We start from the raw sequence: 13,186 nt of genomic DNA on the forward strand, positions 1-13,186 counted from the left end.
GGACCGCCCTTTCGTGAGTTTCACGGGGACCGCCGGGAGGACGCGCGCAACCCGTGGTACCAGCCGAGCACCCGGCGCTCGACCACCTGGAAGACGACCGAGAGCAGAAAGCCGAGCAGGCCCAGAACCAGGATTCCGGTCCACATGTCGGGGATCGCGAAGCCGCGCTGGAACTGGACGATGGTGAAGCCGATGCCGTTGCTGGCCGCGAACATCTCGCTGATGACCATCAGGATGATGCCGATGGACAGCGCCTGACGCAGGCCGGCGAAGATTTGCGGGCTCGCCGCGGGCAGGACCACGCCGCGCACCCGGGCGACGCCGGTGATGCCGTACGAACGCGCCGTCTCGGACATCACGGAGTCGACCGCCCGGACGCCTTCGACGGTGTTGAGCAGGATCGGCCAGACACAGCCGCTCGCGATGACCGCGATCTTCATGGTGTCCCCGATGCCCGCGAACAGCATGATGACCGGGACCAGTACGGGCGGCGGGACCGCGCGCAGGAACTCCAGGACCGGTTCGCAGAAGGCCCGTACACGGCGGTAGGAGCCGATGACCGTGCCCACCGCGACGCCCACGACGGCCGCCGACGTGTAGCCCACGAGGAGCCGCGCCACGCTGGGCAGGACGTCGGCACGCAGCCGGTCGGCCGTCCAGACCTCCGGGAAGGTCTTCAGGATCGTACGCAGCGGCGGCCAGAAGACGTCGGTGCTCCCGGCGGACGCGAACCACCAGACGATGACGAGCAGGGCGGGCAGCGCGACGACGTGGAGCGCACGCAGAAGGACGTTCCTCACACCATCACCTCCCCGCGCACCGACTGGTGCCAGGCCAGTGCCCGCCGCTCCACCGTGCGGGCACCCACGTTGATCAGCAGGCCCAGCAGACCGGTGACCACCAGCAGGGCGTACATCTCCGGGACGGCCTGGGACGCCTGGGCGACCCCGATGTTCTTGCCCAACCCCGGTGCTCCGATGACCAGTTCGGCGGTCACGGTGAGGATGAGGGCGACCGCGGCGGCAAGCCGGACGCCCGTCATGACGTACGGCAGGGCCGAGGGCCAGAGCACATGGCGGGTCCGTGCCCAGGTGTCGAGGCCGTAGGAGCGTGCCGTCTCCTCCGCGACCGGGTCGACGTCCTGGACGCCGTACAGAACCTGGATGAGGACCTGCCAGAAGGAGGCGTAGACGACGAGGAGGAGGACGGAGCGCAGTTCGGTGCCGTAGAGGAGGACGGCGAGGGGGATCAGGGCGACGGAGGGGATGGGGCGGAGGAACTCGATGGTGGACGCGGTGGCTTCGCGCAGATGCGGCACGACCGAGATCAGGACGCCCGCGAGGATTCCGGCGGTCACCGCGATCGCCAGCCCCAGCGCCCAGCCGGTGAGGGTGTCGCCGAGTGCGGTCCAGAACACCTCGTCGTCGAGCTCCTGCCAGAGCGCGTCGGCGATGCGGCTGGTCGGCGGGAAGTACTCCTCCTTGACAAGGCCGAGCCGCGGCACCGCCTCGCCGAGAGCGAGGAAGGCCGCGAGCCCGGCCGCACCCAGTGCGGAGTTCAGTCCCTTCACGGAAGCAGCTTGTCCAGGTCGGGGGCCGTCTTGAAGAGCCCGTCGGTCTCGCCCAGCTTCGCCAGTGCCTCGATCGAGGCACGGTTCGGCTCGGCCGGCCACTTCGGCAGGACCACGTTCGCCAGCACCGCGGCGGGGATCTTGGTGTACGTGGTGACGATCTCGCGGGCCTCGTCCGGGTGGGTGTCGGCGTAGGCGAGCGACTCGGCGGCGGCCTCCTGGAACTTCTTCACCAACTCGGGGTTCTGCTGCTCGTACTGAGCCGACGTGAAGTACATGGCGACCGTCAGGTCCTTGGCGACGTCGACCAGTGACGAGGCGATCTCGACCGCGCCCTGGCTCTTCACCGTGGCGAGCGCCGGCTCGACGACCATGGCGGCGTCGATCTGCCCGCCGTCGAGGGCCGCGGGCATCTGGTCGAAGGCCAGCTCGACGAACTTCACCTTGGACGGATCGCCGCCCGCCTTGCGCACCGACTCGCGCACCGCGGTCTCGTTGATGTTCTTGAGGGTGTTGACGGCGACCTTCTTGCCCTCCAGCTCCTTGGCCGACTTGATGGCGCTGCCCTTCTTCACCGTGAGGGCGCCGAAGTCCTTTCCCTCGACTCCTGTTGAGGCGATGCCGTTGGCCACGGCCTTGACGGGCACGTTCTGGGACTGGGCGATCATCAGCGAGGTCATGTTGGAGAAACCGAACTGGAACTGGCCGCTGACCACGCCGGGCACGATCGCCGCGCCGCCCTGAGCGGTGGTCAGTTCGAGCTTCAGGCCCCGCTTGCTGAAGAAGCCCTTCTTCTGGCCGAGGTAGATGGGCGCGACATCGACGATGGGAATGACCCCGACCTTGACCGTGGTGGTGCCTCCGGACGACGAGTTCTTGTCCGACGACCCCGAGGAGTCGGACGAACCGCAGGCCGAGGCGGTCACCAGCAGGGCTCCGACCGCGAGACCGGCAAGCAGACGACGCATGACTCCTCCTGTGCAGACGAGAGTGTTCCGACAGGCTGTGCGCACACCGCACAATAGTGCTCAGCGGGAAAGTAGGACCCTTGCACGACGGGGTCAATCCCTTTCGCTGACAATATTGTTGACAGTTACCGAACCGAGCTCAACGCGTGCGCGGAAGGCGCACACCGGCCGTCAACCCGGAGGCGACGATGCCTGCAGCAGCCCGCGCGCCCCACTTCGTCCGGTCCTTCGAACGAGGCCTGGCCGTCATCCGCGCATTCGACGCGGAACACCCCCAACTGACGCTCAGTGAGGTCGCGCGCACCTGCGACCTGACCCGCGCCGCCGCCCGCCGCTTCCTGCTGACACTCCTCGACCTCGGATATGTGCACACGGACGGCCGGATGTTCCGGCTCACCCCACGGGTCCTGGAGCTCGGCTACTCCTACCTCTCCGGCTTCACGCTGGCCGACCTCGCCGAACCCCATCTGGAGCAACTCGTCGAGCGGGTACGGGAGTCGTCCTCGCTCTGCGTCCTCGACGGCGACGACATCGTGTACGTGGCGCGTGTCCCCACCCGCCGCATCATGACCGCCACGATCACCGTCGGCACCCGCTTCCCGGCCCAAGTCACGTCCGTCGGAAGGGTGATGCTCGCCCATCTGCCGGACCAGGAGATCGACGCCCGGCTGGCCCGCGCCGAACCGCGGCCCCTCACGGCACGCACGATCGTCTCGGCCGAGTCGCTCAGAACGGAACTCCGGCGGGTACGGCGCCAGGGATACGCCATCGTCGACCAGGAACTGGAAGAGGGGCTGCGCTCGGTCGCCGCCCCGGTGCGGGACCGGGACGGCGAGGTCGTGGCGGCCGTGAACATCCCGGTCCACGCGAGCCGCAACTCCGTGGAGTCCGTACGGCGCGACCTGCTGCCCCATCTGCTCGCGACCGTGGCCCGCATCGAGGCGGACCTCAAGGTCACAGGTCCAGCACGAGCCGCTTCCCCCGACAGCGAGAGACGCAGATGAGCATGGTCTCGCCCGCCTCCCGCTCCGCGTCGCTGAGTACCGAGTCCCGGTGGTCAGGGACTCCTTCGAGCACGTCCGTCTCGCAGGTCCCGCAGGTGCCCTCGGTGCAGGAGTACAGCACCTCCACACCCGCGGCCCGCACGGTGTCCAGGACGGAGACACCGGCGGGGACGGCCAGAGTGCGCCCGCTCCGCGCCAGCTCCACCTCGAACCCGCCGTCCGGGCCGCTCTCCAGGACCTTCGGCTGGAACCGCTCGACCCGCAGCAGCGCGGCGGGACAGCGCTCCTCGACAGCGTCCAGCAGTGGTCCGGGTCCGCAGCAGTAGACGAGCGCGTCGGGACTGTCGAGCGCGGTCAGGTCCAGCAGGCCTGTCTCGTCCTGCGGGGCGATGGTCACCCGTTCGCCGTAGCGACCCAACTCCTGCGTGAACGCCATGGATTCACGTGTGCGCCCGCCGTACAGCAGTGTCCACTCCGCGCCCGCCGCCTCCGCCGCGGCCAGCATCGGCAGGATGGGAGTGATCCCGATACCACCCGCGACGAACCGGTAGCGCGGGGCGTCCTGGAGCACGAAGTGATTGCGCGGCCCGCGCACCCGCACCTTGTCGCCCTCGCTCAACTCCGCGTGCACATAAGCCGATCCGCCACGCCCGGCAGTCTCCCGCAGCACGGCGATCCGCCAGGCCCGACGGTCGGCCGGGTCGCCGCACAGCGAGTACTGCCGCTCCAGCTCCGGCCCGAGCAGCACGTCGATGTGGGCGCCCGGCTCCCAGTCGGGGAGTTCCTCACCGAGGGGGTGAACGAGAGTGAGGGCGAGCACGTCCGCGGCGGCGAACTCCACCTTCCGCACGACGAGTTCGGCTTCGTAAAGGATCATGGTCGATTTCCTCGGGACTCCTGTCCCCGGGGCTGGTGGCCCTCGGGGTGGGCGAGCATCCACTCCCACATCTCGATCGGATCCTCGGCGGTGTGCTCGGCGCCGCAGTGGCAGGTGCCGTGCAGCACGTCCGTGCCCGGGATCCAGTCGACGCGGTAGATCTCGCCGGTGGGACTGGTCACAGGACCCTCTCCATGGGCTTGTCGCCCTCCTCGACCAGTCGGGCGAGGATACGGCGGGCCGCGAGACCGCCGGTGTCGATGTTGATGCTCAGCTCCTGGTAACCGGTTCGCTCCGAACCCAGCGTCCGCTGCAGCAGGTTGAGCGCGTCGACGTCCTGCATGACCACCGTGTGGTTGAAGTCCCTCAGGAACGTGGTGACTTCGCCGTCGTCGGGCGCGAAGTCCCGTGAGACCGCCCAGAAGTCGTAGACGTGACCGTCGCCGGAGGGCGTGATCGCATAGGTGATCTCGGTGTGGAACGCGTGCGGGTCGCTGCCGTCCGGCTCGGGGAGCACACCGACCGGCGCGACCCTGCTGTGCAGCAGATACAGACAGGGCGCGAAGTACTCGATGTCCTGCCAGCGCGTGATCCGGCCCTCGATACCGGTCGAACGGGCGTAGAACGGCGGGCACTCGGCGTCGTCCATGTGCCGGCTGACCCGCACGATGCCCGCGCCCTCGTCGACCTCCGTGCTGATCGGCGTCTCGGCGACCTCGGGCGTGCCGATGTACCCGCCGTGCAGATAGGTCTCGTGGGAGAGGTCGAGCAGGTTGTCCACCAGGAGGCCGTAGTCGGCGTCGATGGGCTCCATGCCGCGGACCGTGACCCAGTCGGGGGAGTCGAGGTGGCGGGCGCGCGGGATCGTTCCGGCGTCGGCGAGGGCAGGGTCGCCGATCCAGACCCAGATCAGGGAGTCCTGCTCGACCAGCGGGAAGGACGCGACCCGGGCGGTCCGCGGTATCCGTTTCTGCCCCGGCACGTACACGCAGGCGCCCGTCATGTCGTACGTGAACCCGTGGTAGCCGCACACGATCCTGTCCCCGTCGAGCCGGCTCTCCGAGAGCGGGTACCGCCGGTGCACACACCGGTCGGCCAGTGCGACCGCCGTCCCGTCCTCCTCGCTCCGGTAGAAGACGAGCGGCTCCCCGAGAACGGTCCGTCCGAGCAGCTCACGCCCCACCTCGTCCGAGTAGGCGGCGACGTACCACTGGTTCCTGGCGAAGGCGGTGGTGTGCGGCATGAGAGGGTCCCGTCATCGTCGACGTCGTGTCAGAAACACCATGGCGCCGTCTCGTTCCCCCCGGCAACAGGACTTCCGTCGGACGGAAATCCCCTGCTCAGTCGCCGACCGTCTGTTGCGGCCACCGAAGATCTCACCGGCGCGTTGTTCGTTCCCCGGCACGGAATTGCCCGCCGGCCACACCAATGTCACGCGGCCGTCCGGACGGGGTTGCCGACGGATGCGATGTCAGTGCCGTTCGCTATGTTCTGGTCCGGATCGGAAGTCCAGAACTGTTCGGGGAGCAATCAAGATGGTGGCACTTTCTGGCTTGGCGGAGCGCGACGAGTTCTCAGCCCTGGTCATCAGGACCGACTTCACGGACGAGGCCGCGTGGCGGGAGATGACGGCAGAGCTGGAGAGGGCCTCCCACTACGACGGCGACCCCACGGAGTCCTACGACGTGGCCGACGAGCCGGAGCTGGACGGCGCGGACACGGAGGCGATCCTGGTGGCGATATCGGCCCACGAGCACCTGTCGGGCCGGCTCAGCGTGGTGTTCATCGCCGACAGCGTCACGATGCGTGCCGACCACCACGCCCTGCTCGCGGTCACCACGTTGACCCGGGAGGACTTCGACGACGACGGGGGCTATGAGGCCATGGTGGAGTTCGGGCGCGAATTCCGCACGGTGCCGAGCGGTGTCCACACGATTCACGCCAACCTCGAACTGGCCAACATGGACTTCGACGAGTTCTCGGCGAGCGCGCACGAGGACTCGGAGGGAGTCTTCCGCTCCTTCTCCTAGACGGCCGACCGGCATCTGCGAGATTCGACGCAACGCGGGGCAGCAGTCTTTGCGGCGGGTGCACAAGGCGAAGTGACGGCGCTCATCACGGCTTGGCCCGGGTGTGCTTCCAGAAGCCGGAGAACGTGATGCGGTCCTTGGGCAGACCCGCGCGGTGCAGATGGCGGCGGCCCTCGGTGGCCAGCGTCGACTCGCCCACCACGAAGGCGTATCCGGACACGTCGACCTCGTGACGTCGGCGGAGTTCCCGCAGCGCGGCGGCGCCCGGTATCGCGTCGGCGTCGTCGCGGACCACCCAGGTCACCCGGACGCCGTCGGGTGCGTCGAGGTGGCGCCGGTCGCCGGCCACCGGGATCTCCTGGATGACGTGCCCGACGGTGTCGCGCGGCAGGGAGCGGAGGATGCCCGCGGTCGCCGGCAGGCCGCTCTCGTCGGCGACCACCAGCACCTCGGATGCCTCGCTGGGACAGTCGAAGAGCAGTCCCTGGTCGAGCAGGGCCATGGGGTCGCCGGGCCGGGCCGCGCACGACCAGATCGCCGCGTTGCCCTCGGGTTCGCCCGTCGGGCCGCTGTGCACGACGAAGTCGATGTCCAGCTCGGCGGTCTCGGGACGGAAGTCGGCGACCGTGTAGTTGGCGCAGTGCGGCCGTACGTCCTCGGGGACGGCCAGGTACGGTTCCCACCATTTCGAGCCCTCCAGCTGTGGAAGCATGAACCCGTCCTGGTGCGGCAGTTGCAGGAACAGCCTGAACCAGTGGTCGTAGCCCCGCCACAGGAAGTCCGCGAAGTCGGCCCCGGACACCGTCACGCGCCGCATCGACGGAGAGAAACGCACACTCCTGACCACTGCGCCGCGGAACAGCGTCGGATGCTTCGGCATGAGTCTGATCTTCGCCACAAAGAAAGGTTAGCCTAAGCTAACTTGAGGCTCGGCCGGGGTGCTGGCTGGAGCAGATTGACGGCCGATGGTCGGCGGGCCTGAGTCGCACGACAGCCGCCTGACCGGCCCGGCTCGGGACCAGTCAGGCAGCCGCGAGCGTTCGAGCAGCCGGAGCCGACAGAGGTCTCCGTGCGAGAATGGACGGGTTCCCCCTCTTCCACCCCGTCCGTCGCTCTCCGCACCGATCCATCGAGGTTCTCCGTGGCCAAGGCCGTCGTCCGCGAGCCGTTGCGAAGCAATTCGCGGGCCAACCGGGCGCGCATCCTGGCCACCGCCCGCCGGGAGTTCGGCCGGAATCCGGACGTCACCCTGGAGGAACTGGCCCGAGCCGCGGGTGTCGTACGGCGCACGCTCTTCGGTCACTTTCCGGGGCGTGAGGCGTTGCTGGAGGCGCTCGCGGAGGAGGCCTCCGAGGCTCTTCGGGGCGCGCTGGCAGCCGGTGCGCGGCTCGCGGAGTCCGAGCCCGCCGAGTACGCGCTCGCCCACCTCGAGATCTCGATGTGGCCCGTGGGGGACCGTTACCGTCTGCTCCTGGCGCTGGCCCGGCGCGATCTGGGTACGGAACGCGTGGCCGAGATCCTGGCACCGGCCCGCGACCGGGCCACGGCCATTCTGGCGCGGGGTCAGCGGGACGGCGTTTTCCATACGCACCTGCCGGCCGCCGTGCTGAGCGCCGGGCTGGAAGCGATGTCGGTCGCCCTGCTGGAGGCGGTCAACACCGGTGAGCTGGAAGACGACGGCAGCCGGGCCGCCGTCTCCACGCTCATCGCGGCCGGGGTGCCGCGAGAGCGGGCGCAGGCCGTGGCCACGGCCGTCGCGGCGATGGCCGTCCCGTCGAGTGCCGTCGCGGAGACCACGTCCGACGACTGAGCTGTCGTACGGCCTTGATGTGCCTCCGGCCCTGACAGGCCTCGGCTCCCGGGTTCGCGAGGCGTCTGCGGCCCCGGCCCCGATCGCCGGGGCCGGAGCCGGGCGGGATCTCTCAGACGGAGTCGGCGTGCTCCTTGTCGTGGTCGGCCTCCGGCGTGACCGGTGACTCCGGTCGGCGCTCTCCGGCGGCTCGGCGGCCGGGGAGGACGGCCAGGACGATCAGCGTTCCCGCGGCCATGATGATTCCGCCGACCAGACTGGTCTGCGCGATGCTGTGGGCGAAGGCCTCGTGAACGGCGTCGACCACGGCCTGTGCCTGCCGCGCCCCGCCGGAGGGGGTTTTCGCGACCTCCTGGGCGACCGCCAGACCGCCGCCCACCGAGTCCTTCGCCGTCTCCATCGCCGCGGCCGGCAGCCGGCCGCCGATCAGGTCGGTCAGCTCGTCGCGGTAGGCGGTGCCGAGAAGCGAGCCCAGCAGCGCGATGCCGAGGGAACCGCCCAGTTCCATCGAGGTGTCGTTGGCGCCGCCGCCGACTCCCAGCTCGGACTCCGGGAAGGAGCCCATCACGGTGTCGGTGGCAGGGGAGACGCTCAGGCCGATCGCGAAGCCGAGCATCATCATCGGGGCCAGGAAGTCGGTGTACGTCGAGCCCTTGTCGACGAGCGTGAGCAGGAAGACTCCGGCGGTACCGATGACCATGCCGGTCACCACCATCGGCTTCACCCCGAGCTTCGGGGTCAGACGCCCGGTGACCGCGGCGCCGAGGAAGACCGCTCCGGCCAGCGGCAGCAGGCGTACACCCGTCTCCAAGGCGTTGTAGCCGAGGATGAACTGGAGGTACTGGGTGGAGTAGTAGATCGCGCCGAAGGTGCCGAAGAAGAAGAACAGCACCGCGATCATCGAGCCGGTGAACGGACGCATCCGGAACTTCCGTACGTCCAGCATGGGGTGCGGGTGCCGCAACTCCCAGGCCACGAAGGCCACGAGACCGACCACGGCGACCACGGCGGCGGTCACGGGTCCGGCGCCCCAGCCGAAGTGCGGGCCCTCGATCGTCGCGTACACCAGGGAGCCGATCGACACGATGGAGAGCAGCCCGCCGACGTAGTCGATCCGGCCGATGCCCGCCGCCTTGGACGGCGGCACCAGCGCCAGCGCGCCGATGACGGCGACGACCGCGATCGGCACGTTGATCAGGAAGGTCGAGCCCCAGGCGTGGTCCTCGAGGAGCCATCCGGCAACCAACGGGCCGACGGCTATGGCGAGGCCCGAGGTGGCGCTCCACGCCGTGATGGCCTTGACGCGCTCGGCCCGCGGGAAGGTCGCGACCAGCAGGGACAACGTGGCCGGCATGACCACGGCCGCGCCGATGCCCATGACCGCACGGGCCGTGATGACCAGCTCGGTCCGGTCGACGAGGCTGCCCATCACCGAACCGCCGGCGAAGATCAGCAGACCGGTGACGAGGGCGCCGCGGCGGCTGTACTTGTCGCCGATCGCACCGAGTACGAGCATCAGCGCGGCGTACGGGACGGTGTAGCCGTCGATCACCCATTGCAGGTCACTGCTGCTCAGGCTCAGGTCCCGGGTCATGTCCGGCGCGGCCACGATCAGCGACGTGTTCGCCATGACGACGATCAGGAGGCTCAGACAGAGCACGAGCAGTGCCCACCAGCGCCGTGCGTACGGCCCTGTCATCTTCTCGACTGGGGTGTTGGCAGGGAAGGGCACGAGGGCTCCCATGGGTGACGAGTTATTTGCACATCCATGAGCAGGCTAGTTTCGTGCTCGCCGATGTGCAAATAACTCCACGGCTCCACGCCTCCGGCATCGCCTCGCCCACCAGGACCTTCACGGCGCTCGTCACGACCGACCGGGACCTTCACGGCTGTCGTCACGACCCTCTCGGTGAGCGGGTTCGCCCCGCGTGGCGAGCGCCTCCGCCGGTCCCGGAGCCCCGTCGTCCAGGTGGCGGACCTGGGCCGCGCCGAGGGTCGCGCGACGCTGGTCGAGGCCGATGCGCGGGCGCGGGTGGTCAGTCCCGTGGTGCGGAGGATCCCAGCAGTCGGGCGATGAAGGCCGCGAGCTGGGCCCGCAGCTGATCGCGTGTCATCCGCTGCCGCCCGATGAGGTGTTCGACCAGGTCGGCGCGGACGGCGGCGAGCAGGGCGTGCGCGGCGAAGTCGCCGTCGGTGAGTCCGGGGACCTTCTCCAGCGACTCCTGGAGCGTGCTGTGCCACCGCTCGTAGTGCTCCGCCCGGTAAGGGCTGTCGCCGCCGATTCCCTCCAGTGCCAGGGCGAGGTGGCGGTTGTCGATCTTGAAGCACAGGACGGCGTCGAGAAGGGCGGGTACGCGCTGGAGTGGCGGGGTCGCGGGCCCCAGCGGCGGCGGGCCTTCCTCGGCGGCGAGTCTGATGGGCGCGAGCCGCGTCTCGTAGAGCGCGTGGATCAGGCCGGTGCGGTCGCCGAAGCCGCGGAAGAGCGTCGCCTTGCCGACGCCGGCCGCTGCCGCGATGTCGGCCATGGTGACCGCCTCCGGGCTCTCGCAGGTGGCGAACAGCGTGTCGGCGGCCGCGAGGACGGCCTCGCGGTTGCGGGCGGCGTCCGCGCGGGGCTTGCGGTCGGACATGCGTGCCTCCATTTGCAAAACGGACCCGGGGTCCGTATCGTCGGCCACATGAAGCGGACCCAGGGTCCGCATTCTACGGGACGGAGCACCCCATGAACACGAACACCGCACCGGTGGACCTGTACCGCCGCGGCCTGCGGCTTCTGCTGGACAAGGACATCCCCGGCTGGGTGGACCTGTGGGACGGGGACGGGGTCCTCGAGTTCCCCTTCGCGCCGGAAGGCTGGCCGAAGCGGCTGGAGGGCAGGACGGCCATCGCCGAGTACATGCGTTCGTATCCGGACCACGTGGACCTGCACGACTTCCCCTACGTCGAGATCCACCAGACCCTCGCCCCGGAGACCATCGTGGTCGAGATGCGCGGTGTGGGCAGGCTGGTGGACACCGACAGCCCCTTCGACATGTCCTACATCGCCGTGGTCACCGTCAGGGACGGCCTCATCACCCACTACCGCGACTACTGGAACCCGCTCGCCGTCCAGGACCCCGCGGCGGACTTCGCCGGGAGCAACCGATGAACCCCGCCGAGGAGTTCACCCTGGTCATCGGGGCCACCGGCACCACCGGCAGCCGTGTCGTCGCGCAACTGGCCGCCGCGGGACGGCGCGTCAAGGCCGCCGGCCGCCGCGCCACCCCCGTGGACGGCGCCACCGCCGTGCGGTTCGACTGGGACGACCCGACGTCCTTCGAGGGAGCCCTCGAAGGCGTGGACCGGATGTATCTCATCCCGCCGCTCGGCGCTCCCGACCCGGCAGCCGTCATGCTGCCCTTCCTCCGGCAGGCCCGGGCGGCCGGAGTGCGGCGCGCGGTTCTTCTCAGCTCGTCGGCGATCCCCGAGGGAGGCCCCGCCGTGGGGCAGGTTCACCGGGCACTGCCCGGCCTGTTCGCCGAGTGGGCGGTCCTGCGGCCCTCGTGGTTCATGCAGAACTTCACCGGCGACCACGCGCACGCCCGGACCGTCCGAGCGGACGGCACCATCCGGACGGCGGCCGGCGAGGGCCGCGTCGGATTCGTCGACGCCGACGACATCGCCGCCGTCGCCGTCCACGCCCTGACCGAGACGTCGGCCCCGAACACCGACCTGATCATCACCGGGCCGACAGCGCTGAGCTACGGCGACATCGCGGCGATCCTCACCCAGGTCACCGGTCATACCGTGACGCACAGTCAACTGTCCTACGAGCAGATGCGTGACCGGCTGACCGCCGACATGCCCGCCGAGTTCGCCGCGATGCTCGCCGGCATGGACCGGGCCATCGCCGACGGCGCCGAGGACCGCACCACCGACACGGTCGAGCGCCTCACCGGCCGCCCGCCGCGCGGCTTCCGCGCCTTCGCTGAACGGGAGACGGGCCGGCTACGGGTCTGAGATCCGAGCGGGCATCCCGAGTCGGCGGCCCGAGCAGGCGTCCCGAGTCGGCGGCCCGAGCGGACAGCCCGAGTCGGCGGCCCGCTCCGACTCGGGGAAATCGGCCTTTCTCAGCGGACGCCGGGGCGGCCCAGGAGTTCGGTGACCTGCTGGCGGACCACTTCCCAAGCCGGGTCGGGAAGTCCGCCGACTGTCGTGCGACGCAGGGCGTCGAGGACCTGCTCGGTGTCGCCGTCGCACGAGGTGCCGTCGCTGAGCACCTCGTAGCCGTCGCGGACGGCGACCCGGAGACGGGACGGACCGTCCTCGCCACGGTGCACGGCGGCGGCGACGACGAGGGGCGGCGGCCCGCCCGCCTCGCCCGTCAGCTTGTGGTAACTGCTGGCGACCGGCTCCCGCCAGTGGAGGCTGAGCAGCAGATGACGCTTGGCCAGCACCTCGGCCAGGTCGGTCTCGTAGACGCTGTCCGGTTCCAGGACCACCCCGCGGGCGTCCAGGACGAGCGCCGCGGGCAGCAGACATCGCAGCGTGCTGCCGACGAGGTTGCCGCCGACGGTGGCCGTCCGGCGGACCGCGCCGGTCCCCACGGAGGAGGCCGCCCGGCGCAGCGCCTCCGGCACGCTGTCGTCTATCCGGTTCAGCACGACACCCGCGCCCAGTGCCCCTCGCTCGACCGCGTTGGCCGCCGGCAGTTCGCGCAACGACATCGCCTGCTCCGGGAAGCCGTCCCGTTGCCAGCCCGCCCACACCAGTGTCGCCCCGCCTATGGGCACCGCCCCTTCGGCCAGGCACTCCTGTGCTTCGGACACGGACGTGGGCAGACGCAAGAGCACGGTGGCCGACCTGTCTTTCTGGAACTCGGTGGCCCGGGTGGGCGATACCCCGGCCGATTGACCTCTGACAAAGCGCATTTTTCCCGCGCACGCGG

15 protein-coding genes are annotated in these 13,186 nt (G+C 69.9%); 5 read left to right on the forward strand and 10 right to left on the reverse strand.

What is annotated here, in order from left to right; genetic code table 11:
- Window positions 1-20: 20 nt before the first annotated feature.
- The 3 genes from ACIBLC_RS03765 to ACIBLC_RS03775 are packed head-to-tail and all read right to left on the reverse strand — an operon-like array spanning window position 21 to window position 2,538.
- On the reverse strand, window positions 21-800 hold the full coding sequence (locus ACIBLC_RS03765; RefSeq protein WP_399208991.1) for an ABC transporter permease: 780 nt from the start codon (window positions 798-800) through the stop codon (window positions 21-23).
- Complete coding sequence (locus ACIBLC_RS03770) at window positions 797-1,570, reverse strand: ABC transporter permease (RefSeq protein ID WP_399208992.1); 774 nt, start codon at window positions 1,568-1,570, stop codon at window positions 797-799. The genes ACIBLC_RS03765 and ACIBLC_RS03770 overlap by 4 nt, the downstream gene beginning before the upstream one ends.
- Window positions 1,567-2,538, reverse strand: coding sequence for an ABC transporter substrate-binding protein (locus tag ACIBLC_RS03775; protein WP_399208993.1), 972 nt, complete (start codon window positions 2,536-2,538; stop codon window positions 1,567-1,569). Before ACIBLC_RS03775 ends, ACIBLC_RS03770 begins: the two co-directional genes overlap by 4 nt.
- Window positions 2,539-2,726: 188 nt before the next feature.
- On the opposite strand from ACIBLC_RS03775, the gene ACIBLC_RS03780 reads away from it, so the two are divergent.
- Window positions 2,727-3,542: an IclR family transcriptional regulator C-terminal domain-containing protein gene (locus tag ACIBLC_RS03780; protein WP_399208995.1), complete on the forward strand. Its 816-nt coding sequence runs from the start codon at window positions 2,727-2,729 to the stop codon at window positions 3,540-3,542.
- On the opposite strand, the gene ACIBLC_RS03785 is transcribed toward ACIBLC_RS03780, so the two are convergent.
- Genes ACIBLC_RS03785 through ACIBLC_RS03795 form a run of 3 tightly spaced genes read right to left on the reverse strand, consistent with a single transcriptional unit; the run spans window position 3,493 to window position 5,662 of the window.
- Window positions 3,493-4,419 (reverse strand): PDR/VanB family oxidoreductase, encoded by a 927-nt coding sequence (locus ACIBLC_RS03785; protein ID WP_399208997.1) that lies wholly within the window; start codon window positions 4,417-4,419, stop codon window positions 3,493-3,495. The genes ACIBLC_RS03780 and ACIBLC_RS03785 overlap by 50 nt on opposite strands.
- Window positions 4,416-4,601, reverse strand: a complete 186-nt coding sequence (locus tag ACIBLC_RS03790) for a hypothetical protein (protein ID WP_399208998.1) — start codon at window positions 4,599-4,601, stop codon at window positions 4,416-4,418. Before ACIBLC_RS03790 ends, ACIBLC_RS03785 begins: the two co-directional genes overlap by 4 nt.
- Window positions 4,598-5,662, reverse strand: a complete 1,065-nt coding sequence (locus tag ACIBLC_RS03795) for a Rieske 2Fe-2S domain-containing protein (protein ID WP_399208999.1) — start codon at window positions 5,660-5,662, stop codon at window positions 4,598-4,600. Before ACIBLC_RS03795 ends, ACIBLC_RS03790 begins: the two co-directional genes overlap by 4 nt.
- A 292-nt stretch (window positions 5,663-5,954) precedes the next feature.
- Between ACIBLC_RS03795 and ACIBLC_RS03800 the strand changes: the two genes are divergently transcribed.
- The gene (locus tag ACIBLC_RS03800) at window positions 5,955-6,449 is read left to right on the forward strand and encodes a DUF6924 domain-containing protein (protein ID WP_399209000.1); all 495 of its coding nucleotides are present in this window, start codon (window positions 5,955-5,957) and stop codon (window positions 6,447-6,449) included.
- Window positions 6,450-6,534: 85 nt separating this feature from the next.
- Here ACIBLC_RS03800 and ACIBLC_RS03805 read toward each other — a convergent pair whose 3' ends face one another.
- Complete coding sequence (locus tag ACIBLC_RS03805) at window positions 6,535-7,329, reverse strand: siderophore-interacting protein (RefSeq protein WP_399209001.1); 795 nt, start codon at window positions 7,327-7,329, stop codon at window positions 6,535-6,537.
- Between the two features lie 261 nt (window positions 7,330-7,590).
- Here ACIBLC_RS03805 and ACIBLC_RS03810 point away from each other — a divergent pair, with 261 nt between their 5' ends.
- Window positions 7,591-8,259, forward strand: coding sequence for a helix-turn-helix domain-containing protein (locus tag ACIBLC_RS03810; protein WP_399209002.1), 669 nt, complete (start codon window positions 7,591-7,593; stop codon window positions 8,257-8,259).
- Window positions 8,260-8,371: 112 nt separating this feature from the next.
- Here the strand turns inward: ACIBLC_RS03810 and ACIBLC_RS03815 are convergent, their stop codons facing one another.
- Both ACIBLC_RS03815 and ACIBLC_RS03820 read right to left on the reverse strand, forming a co-directional pair.
- Window positions 8,372-9,991, reverse strand: a complete 1,620-nt coding sequence (locus ACIBLC_RS03815) for an MFS transporter (protein ID WP_399209003.1) — start codon at window positions 9,989-9,991, stop codon at window positions 8,372-8,374.
- Between the two features lie 304 nt (window positions 9,992-10,295).
- On the reverse strand, window positions 10,296-10,889 hold the full coding sequence (locus ACIBLC_RS03820) for a TetR/AcrR family transcriptional regulator (protein WP_399209004.1): 594 nt from the start codon (window positions 10,887-10,889) through the stop codon (window positions 10,296-10,298).
- Between the two features lie 92 nt (window positions 10,890-10,981).
- Between ACIBLC_RS03820 and ACIBLC_RS03825 the strand changes: the two genes are divergently transcribed.
- Together ACIBLC_RS03825 and ACIBLC_RS03830 are read left to right on the forward strand one after the other, a co-directional pair.
- Window positions 10,982-11,407: a nuclear transport factor 2 family protein gene (locus tag ACIBLC_RS03825; RefSeq protein WP_399209005.1), complete on the forward strand. Its 426-nt coding sequence runs from the start codon at window positions 10,982-10,984 to the stop codon at window positions 11,405-11,407.
- Entirely contained in the window at window positions 11,404-12,258 is an 855-nt protein-coding gene (locus ACIBLC_RS03830) for an NAD(P)H-binding protein (protein WP_399209006.1), read from the forward strand. The genes ACIBLC_RS03825 and ACIBLC_RS03830 overlap by 4 nt, the downstream gene beginning before the upstream one ends.
- 110 nt (window positions 12,259-12,368) lie before the next feature.
- Here ACIBLC_RS03830 and ACIBLC_RS03835 read toward each other — a convergent pair whose 3' ends face one another.
- Window positions 12,369-13,091 carry an FAD binding domain-containing protein gene (locus ACIBLC_RS03835; RefSeq protein WP_399209007.1) on the reverse strand — a complete coding sequence of 241 codons (723 nt, stop codon included), beginning with the start codon at window positions 13,089-13,091 and terminating at the stop codon, window positions 12,369-12,371.
- Window positions 13,092-13,186 lie beyond the last annotated feature (95 nt).

The organism is Streptomyces sp. NPDC050535, from assembly GCF_044457665.1.
Lineage (GTDB): Bacteria > Actinomycetota > Actinomycetes > Streptomycetales > Streptomycetaceae > Streptomyces.

Excerpts from the sequence above, each read along its gene's own strand:
- ACIBLC_RS03805 (WP_399209001.1), bottom strand. The coding sequence starts at position 7,329 with ATGCCGAAGCATCCGACGCTGTTCCGCGGCGCAGTGGTCAGGAGTGTG.
- ACIBLC_RS03785 (WP_399208997.1), bottom strand. The coding sequence starts at position 4,419 with ATGATCCTTTACGAAGCCGAACTCGTCGTGCGGAAGGTGGAGTTCGCC.
- ACIBLC_RS03820 (WP_399209004.1), bottom strand. The coding sequence starts at position 10,889 with ATGTCCGACCGCAAGCCCCGCGCGGACGCCGCCCGCAACCGCGAGGCC.
- ACIBLC_RS03800 (WP_399209000.1), top strand. The coding sequence starts at position 5,955 with ATGGTGGCACTTTCTGGCTTGGCGGAGCGCGACGAGTTCTCAGCCCTG.
- ACIBLC_RS03775 (WP_399208993.1), bottom strand. The coding sequence starts at position 2,538 with ATGCGTCGTCTGCTTGCCGGTCTCGCGGTCGGAGCCCTGCTGGTGACC.
- ACIBLC_RS03830 (WP_399209006.1), top strand. The coding sequence starts at position 11,404 with ATGAACCCCGCCGAGGAGTTCACCCTGGTCATCGGGGCCACCGGCACC.
- ACIBLC_RS03825 (WP_399209005.1), top strand. The coding sequence starts at position 10,982 with ATGAACACGAACACCGCACCGGTGGACCTGTACCGCCGCGGCCTGCGG.
- ACIBLC_RS03780 (WP_399208995.1), top strand. The coding sequence starts at position 2,727 with ATGCCTGCAGCAGCCCGCGCGCCCCACTTCGTCCGGTCCTTCGAACGA.
- ACIBLC_RS03795 (WP_399208999.1), bottom strand. The coding sequence starts at position 5,662 with ATGCCGCACACCACCGCCTTCGCCAGGAACCAGTGGTACGTCGCCGCC.